The 6,550-nt window shown below is 62.3% G+C and carries 7 protein-coding genes; 2 read left to right on the top strand and 5 right to left on the bottom strand.

Annotated features, from left to right (window positions below; genetic code table 11):
* Positions 1-136 precede the first annotated feature (136 nt).
* The 3 genes from QVE23_RS08620 to QVE23_RS08610 all read right to left on the bottom strand — a co-directional run bounded on the left by QVE23_RS08620 (position 137) and on the right by QVE23_RS08610 (position 3,369).
* Entirely contained in the window at positions 137-1,396 is a 1,260-nt protein-coding gene (locus QVE23_RS08620; protein WP_021750985.1) for an extracellular solute-binding protein, read from the bottom strand.
* Positions 1,397-1,460: 64 nt separating this feature from the next.
* Entirely contained in the window at positions 1,461-2,300 is an 840-nt protein-coding gene (locus tag QVE23_RS08615) for a carbohydrate ABC transporter permease (protein WP_021750984.1), read from the bottom strand.
* 79 nt (positions 2,301-2,379) lie between these two features.
* On the bottom strand, positions 2,380-3,369 hold the full coding sequence (locus QVE23_RS08610) for a LacI family DNA-binding transcriptional regulator (protein ID WP_036628089.1): 990 nt from the start codon (positions 3,367-3,369) through the stop codon (positions 2,380-2,382).
* 339 nt (positions 3,370-3,708) lie between these two features.
* On the opposite strand from QVE23_RS08610, the gene QVE23_RS08605 reads away from it, so the two are divergent.
* Positions 3,709-4,404, top strand: a complete 696-nt coding sequence (locus QVE23_RS08605; RefSeq protein WP_021750982.1) for a YoaK family protein — start codon at positions 3,709-3,711, stop codon at positions 4,402-4,404.
* A 66-nt stretch (positions 4,405-4,470) separates the two neighbouring features.
* Positions 4,471-5,244, top strand: a complete 774-nt coding sequence (locus tag QVE23_RS08600) for a nucleoside phosphorylase (protein WP_036636888.1) — start codon at positions 4,471-4,473, stop codon at positions 5,242-5,244.
* A gap of 57 nt (positions 5,245-5,301) precedes the next feature.
* On the opposite strand, the gene QVE23_RS08595 is transcribed toward QVE23_RS08600, so the two are convergent.
* Together QVE23_RS08595 and QVE23_RS08590 are read right to left on the bottom strand one after the other, a co-directional pair.
* Complete coding sequence (locus tag QVE23_RS08595) at positions 5,302-5,688, bottom strand: metallopeptidase family protein (RefSeq protein ID WP_119310395.1); 387 nt, start codon at positions 5,686-5,688, stop codon at positions 5,302-5,304.
* Between the two features lie 14 nt (positions 5,689-5,702).
* The coding region (locus QVE23_RS08590; protein ID WP_287967938.1) for a helix-hairpin-helix domain-containing protein at positions 5,703-6,550 on the bottom strand (848 nt) is incomplete at its 5' end.

Genomic DNA, 6,550 nt, shown 5'->3' with positions numbered 1-6,550 from the left:
TTTCTAATAATCCTGCCCCCAAAAACGTTGGGGTGGGGGCCCCCCGGGCCGGGGCGGGGGGTTTTTTCACCCCGGGGGGGGGCCCCCCGCCGCCCCCCCGCCCGGCCGTGTCATTTCTGTTTCAGAGAGGCTGGGCTCAGGCCATCAGCTGCTCCAGCTGCTCCTGGGCGTAGGCCAGCGCCTCGTCCATGGTCTTGGTGCCCTGGATGATGTTGTCCATCTCGGTGCCCAGGATGTTGGTGAACTCCGTCCACTCCTCGATCACAGGGCGGTACACGCCGGTCTCCAGAGCGCCGCAGACGGTCTGCAGGTGGGGATAGGTCTCCAGCACGGTGGAATCGGTCAGGCAGCTGTACCGGCAGGGCACGCCGTTGTTCTCAATGGAGGCCAGCTGCACCTCGGGGCTCATGACGTACTCCAGCAGCTCCAGGGCCAGGTCCTTGTGGGGGGCGTTGTCGGGGATGCCGATGCACCACACGCCCTGCAGGGCCACGGCGTCCACAGGCGCGGAGTCGTCGGTCAGCTTGGTGGGGATGGTGGTATAGTTGGCAGGACCGTCAGCAGTGGGGGTGTACCAGCCGGGCCAGATCTGGGCCAGGGCGGTCTCGCCGGAGGTCACGGAAGCCACGATGTCGTCCTTGTCCAGGGTGCTGCCCAGGGCGTACAGGTCCAGGTACTCCTGCATGGCGGCCTTGAACTCGGGAGTGTCAACGGTGGGGTTGTTGTTCTCATCCACGACCCAGCCGCCGTGGACAACCAGGTGGGGCAGGAAGTCGGACAGGATGTTGTCGGCGCTGCCGCCGCGGATCAGGAAACCGTTCTTGTTGGAGTCGGCCGCCTTGGTCTTCTGGGCGATGTCCATCAGATCCGCGAAGGAGTCGATATCCTCGGGGGCGTAGCCGGCGTCCGCCAGCAGCTGCTTGTTGTACATCATGACCGTCACGTTGCCGTAGTAGGGAGCCAGGTAGATGTCCTCGCCCACCTTGCAGATGGTGGTGGTGGCGGGAATGATGTCGTCGTCAAAGCTGTATCCCATCTCGCTGAGGTTGGCCAGTACGCCGTTCTCAGTGAACTCGGCCATCCAGGAGCCGTCCACCATGCACAGGTCGTAGGTGCCAACTTCGTTGACGGCATCCAGGGCGATGCCGGTGTGCAGGTCGTCGAAGGACATGAGCATCACTTCGATGTCCACGTTGTGCTCCGCTTCAAAGGGGGCCAGGCTGGCCTCCAGGGACTCGCCGTAGGCGCCGCCCCGCAGGATCAGGGTCATCTTGGTGGGCTCGCCGGAAGTGCTGCCCTCGCTGCCTTCATCGGCCGTGTCCTCTCCACCGCCGCCGCAGGCCGCCAGAGACAGCGTCATGGCCAGCGCCAGGACCAGGGTAAGCAGTTTTTTCATTTCGTTTCCTCCTACTCTTTTCCGCTTGATGTTGTGTCAGGGATCGGAAGTGCGATGTATTTTGTTACTCTTTGACAGCACCGCTTGACAATCCGGAGATCAAGTAGTTCTGCGCAAAGATCACAAACAGGGTGATGGGGATGACAGACACCACGCCGCCTGCGGCCACCAGGCCAAAGTTGGTCAGGTTGTCCTCCGTGTTCAGCACCGACAGCGCCAGGGGCACGGTGTAGTTGCTGGGGCTGCGGGTAAAGATGACCGTGTAGGTGTACTCATTCCAGGCGTACATGAAGGACAGCATGGCTACCGCGGCGATACCCGGCGCCACCAGGGGCAGGACGATCTTGCGGAAGAGCTGCCACTCTGTGGCGCCGTCCACCTTGGCGCTCTCCTCCACCTCCTCCGGCAGGTCCTGGAAAAAGCTGATGAGGAACCAGATAATCAGCGGCACGTTGATGAGCACGCAGGCCAGCGTCACCGGGATCTTGGTGTTCAACAGGCCGATCTTGCTGAACATGGTGTACAGGGGGATGGTGAAGGCCACCGGAGGCAGCACGCGGACCAGCAGCACCCAATAGGTCATTGGCCGCTTCAGCCCGAAGCGGAATCTCCGCCGGGCCAGGATATAGGCGGCGCAGATTCCCACGATCAGCGACAGCACCAGGGAGCTCAGCGTGGTCTGCAGGCTGTTGATGGCGGCTTGGCCGAAGCCCTTGCTGACAAACAGGCTGATAAAATGCTCAATGGTGAGGGACTGCGGGATCAGGGAGATATGCCCCTGCATCTCCGATGTAGGGCGGATGGCCATGGCCACCAGCCAATAGATGGGAAACAGGGCGATCACCAACAGCAGGGCGCAGCCCAGGACTTTTCCCACTGTCCCGGCTCTTTTTCTCGCTTTCATATCCTCTCCTCCTCGTTTTTGCGCATGGCAAAATTCCCGCCGCGCACCCGCGGCATTCTGTATTTTTCCAAAGTACGGGTCAACTGGAGCCGCGCACCCGCAGCTCTGTGGGCACCACCGTGACCTGGGGGACGTCCGTCTCCCCTGCCAGCAGCGCCTGGAGCCGCGCCACGCTCAACTCCCCCATCCGGCGGCAGTCGATGTGGACGGAGGTGAGCTCCGGCTCCAGCATCCCGCAGGCGGAGCTGTCGTCTAGTCCCGTCACCGCCAGGTCCTCCGGCACCCGCAGGCCCAGGCGGAGGGCGGCCTTCATGGCTCCGGCGGCCATCACGTCGTTTCCGCCGAAGATAGCCGTGGGCCGGTCCTGCCGGGACAGCAGCTCCAGGCAGGCCTCTGCGGCACTCTCCACCGTGGGATCGCACAGCTTGATGTGCCGGGTGTCTGCCGGCAGGCCGTGGGCCTGGGTGACTTCCAGAAAGGCCCGGTACCGCTCTCCCAGTATATAGGGGGAGAAGCGCCCTGCCAGCATGGCGATGTTCCGATGACCCCGGCCGATCAGGTGCTCCAGCGCCTGGCGGACCCCGCCGTATTCGTCCGACACCACGCAGGGAATGTCCAGTCCCTGGATGCGGTTGTTTACCAGTACCACGGCCAGATCCCGGTTCTGGAGCTCTGCGATCATATCCGGTCGGGCATTGCCGCCCAGGATCACACCCTCCACCTGTTTGTTTTTGGAGGTGTTGGAGGCCGTGTCCCAGTCCGCAGCGGTGGAAATGACCAGCTCAAAGTCACTTCGGTTCGTCTCCCGCATGATCCCGGTGCAGATGCCGGCGTAGAATTCGTCCAGGATCGTGGCTCCCTCCTTACAGATCAGGAAGGCGATCTTGTCCGTTCGCTGGCGGGCCATGGCCCGGGCGATGGCATTTGGAGAGTAGTGGAGCACTTCCGCTGCTTCAAACACCTTCCGGCGGGTGTCCTCCCGGACCCGCTCCGGATTGGAGAACGCGCGGGACACGGTGGCGATGGAAACTCCGGACAGTCTGGAGACATCATAGATGGTTGGATTCACGGTCACGCCCCTTTTCGCGTAAGCGTTTTCATATTTTTCGTAGGAAAATAACAGTTTTTTTGTTGTAAAGCTTCCAGTGTTTTCCTGGATCAAGTCAACTTTAACACTTTTTTGCGGTGGAAGCAAGGGATTCTTTGTATTTAATGTACATTTTACACAGGTGTAGAAAAGCTCTAACATTCCTTGTATAGATCGGCAGAAATGTAACCGCTTCCATTAAAAGCACTTATGACAGATGATACTGCTCCGGGAATGTGAGAGGTGCTTCTCTCCAGGCTTGTCTTTTTCCCGCGCCTATATTATACTGTTCACGGAATTCTCAGGAAAAGAGCTGATGGGATGTACAGAGCCAGGTCCGCCCTCCGCCATGGGCAGATGTCCGAGGCATTTTCCACCATGGTTTTTCTGACCCTGTCCGGCGGGCTGCAGGACGCTTACACCTACTGCGTCCGGGGACAGGTTTTCGCCAATGCCCAGACGGGAAACATCGTTCTTATGAGCCAGCGGGCCTTTGCCGGGGATCTGGCCGGCGTCCTCCGGTATCTGATCCCGCTGCTGGCCTTTGCGCTGGGCGTCTTTGCTGCGGAGATGGTCCGCCGCCGCTGCCAGGAGATTTCCCGGCTCCACTGGCGGCAGATGGTGGTGCTGGCTGAGATCGGCCTGCTGCTGGGCGTGGGATTCCTCCCATCGTCCTGGGATGCGCCGGCCAACGCGCTGGTGTCCTTCACCTGCGCCATGCAGGTCCAGGCGTTCCGCAAGGTCAACGGCAGCGCATACGCCAGTACCATGTGCATCGGCAATCTCCGCAGCGGGGTGGACGCCTTCTGTGCCTACTGGGACACCCGGGACCGGACCGCCCTGCGGAAGGCCGGCCGCTACTTCGCCGTCATCCTCATTTTTGCCCTGGGGGCCGGATTCGGCGGCGTTGCCTCCCAGCTCTGGGGAACAGGGGCCATCTGGGCCAGCTGTCTGCTGCTGGCCGTCAGTTTTCTTCTGATGTTCCGGCAGGAGATCCAGGCGGAAGCGGACTGCTGAGGATGCGGGGAACGGCCTCCATCCGGATTTCACACCAATAATGATATGATGAGGAGAATGAGAACCATGTCTGAAACAGCCAAAATGCTCCATGTGAATCTGGCCCCCGGAGAGGCGGGCCGCTACGCCATCGTCCCCGGGGATCCGGACCGGTGCGAGCTGATCGCCGCCCACCTGGACAACCCCCGCATGGTGACCCGGAAGCGGGAGTTCACCACCTGGGAGGGCACGCTGGATGGAGAGCGGATCACCGTTACCTCCACCGGTATCGGGGGGCCCTCCACCGCCATCTGCGTGGAGGAGCTCCATAAGTGCGGGGCGGATACCTTCATCCGGGTGGGCACCTGCGCCTCCACCTGCGCCGACGTCCAGTGCGGGGACATCGTGGTGGTCAGCGGCAGTGTCCGCATGGACGGCACCAGCCTCCACTACCTGCCCATGGAGTTCCCTGCCGTCCCCAGCTACCAGCTGCTGAAGGCTCTGGAGGAGAGCTCTGTGTCTCTGGGCTTTCACACCACGGTGGGCGTCAGCATCACCAAGGACTCCTTTTACACGCAGGCGGAGCCGGAGACGAAGCCGGTGTCCGATGATCTGATCCGCCGCTGGCAGAGCTATGTCCGGGGCGGTGCCGTCTGCACCTCCATGGAGGAGTCCATCCTCTTCTCTGTGGGCTCCAGCCTGGGGATCCGCACCGCCTCCATCCTGGTATCAGCCACCAATTTCGACGGGTCCGTCTCCAAGCGCAACAGCGCCGACGTCTATCCCACCGACAGCATCCAGAAGCCCATCCTCTCCGCCATCGAAGCCCTGCGCCGTATCATCCGGCAGGACAAGGGCTGATCTCCCTCCGGATATCAAAACCGCCCCGTGCCGCAGGCACGGGGCGGTCCTTTTATATCACATCTCTCCGCCGTACTCCCGGCGGTATTCCTCCAGCTCTTCCGCGTCCCGGTCATCCAGGGCGTGAAGGCCGCCCCGGCCCTCCATGTGGTGGGTCAGCTCATGGGACAGGGTGGTGTACAGCTCGTCCTCCCATGTTTCCTGGCCCCAGTCCTCCCGCTCTGCAAGGGCGGCAAAGGAGCCGTAGTACAGGTTGATATACTGGCCCAGCAGGTCGTCGCAGTACTCCCCCAGGATATACATCTCGCCCTCTGGGAACTCCGGGTCCGGCTTGGCCTCCTCCAGCAGGTTGATCCCGCCGTTGAGGCCGTCGAACAACGCCGCCGGGAAACTGTCTGCCATGTCGTCCAGCAGGTCGTTCACCCGGTCGATGGTCAGGATCATGGCTGTTTCCCTCCTCACGCCTTGGGCACCTGCTTCATGCTGAGGCCGATGCGCTTTTTCTTCTCGTCCACCTCCAGCACCACCACCTGGACGATGTCTCCCACAGACACCACCTCCGAGGGGTGTTTGATAAACTTCTGGGACACCTGGGAGATGTGGACCAGCCCGTCCTGGTGGACGCCGATGTCCACGAACACGCCGAAGTCGATGACATTCCGCACCGTGCCCGTCAGCACCATGCCGGGCTTCAGGTCCTTCATCTCCAGCACGTCGGTGCGGAGGATGGGCTTGGGCAGCTCGTCCCGGATGTCCCGGCCGGGCTTCATCAGCTCCGCCGCCACGTCCCGCAATGTGGGCACGCCCACGCCGCAGTCCGCCGCCGCCCGGTCCTCGCCGTAGGTCCTGATCTGGGCGTTCAGATCTCCCAGCTTCCCATCCCGCACGTCCGTGAGGGTGTGGCCGGTGAGGGAGAGCAATTTCTCCGCCGCGGCGTAGCTCTCCGGGTGGACGGCGGTGTTGTCCAGCACGGAGCGGCTCTCCGGCACCCGCAGGAAGCCGGCGCACTGCTCAAAGGCCTTGGGCCCCAGCTTGGGCACTTTCAAAATCTGCTTCCGGGAAGTGAAGGGGCCGTTTTCCTCCCGGTAGGCCACCACATTTTTCGCCGTGGTCGCGTTCAGCCCCGCCACACGCTGAAGCAGGGAGGGGGAGGCGGTATTCACGTCCACGCCCACGGCGTTCACACAGTCCTCCACCACACCGTTCAAAGCCTCGTCCAGCCGCTTGGGGGGCATGTCGTGCTGGTACTGGCCCACGCCGATGGCCTTGGGGTCGATCTTCACCAGCTCCGCCAGAGGGTCCTGGA

The organism is Oscillibacter sp. KLE 1728 (assembly GCF_934833455.1).
Lineage (GTDB): Bacteria > Bacillota > Clostridia > Oscillospirales > Oscillospiraceae > Oscillibacter > Oscillibacter welbionis.
Note: the sequence above shows the minus strand (reverse complement) of the source record. Positions and strands in the feature narration are given on the sequence as shown.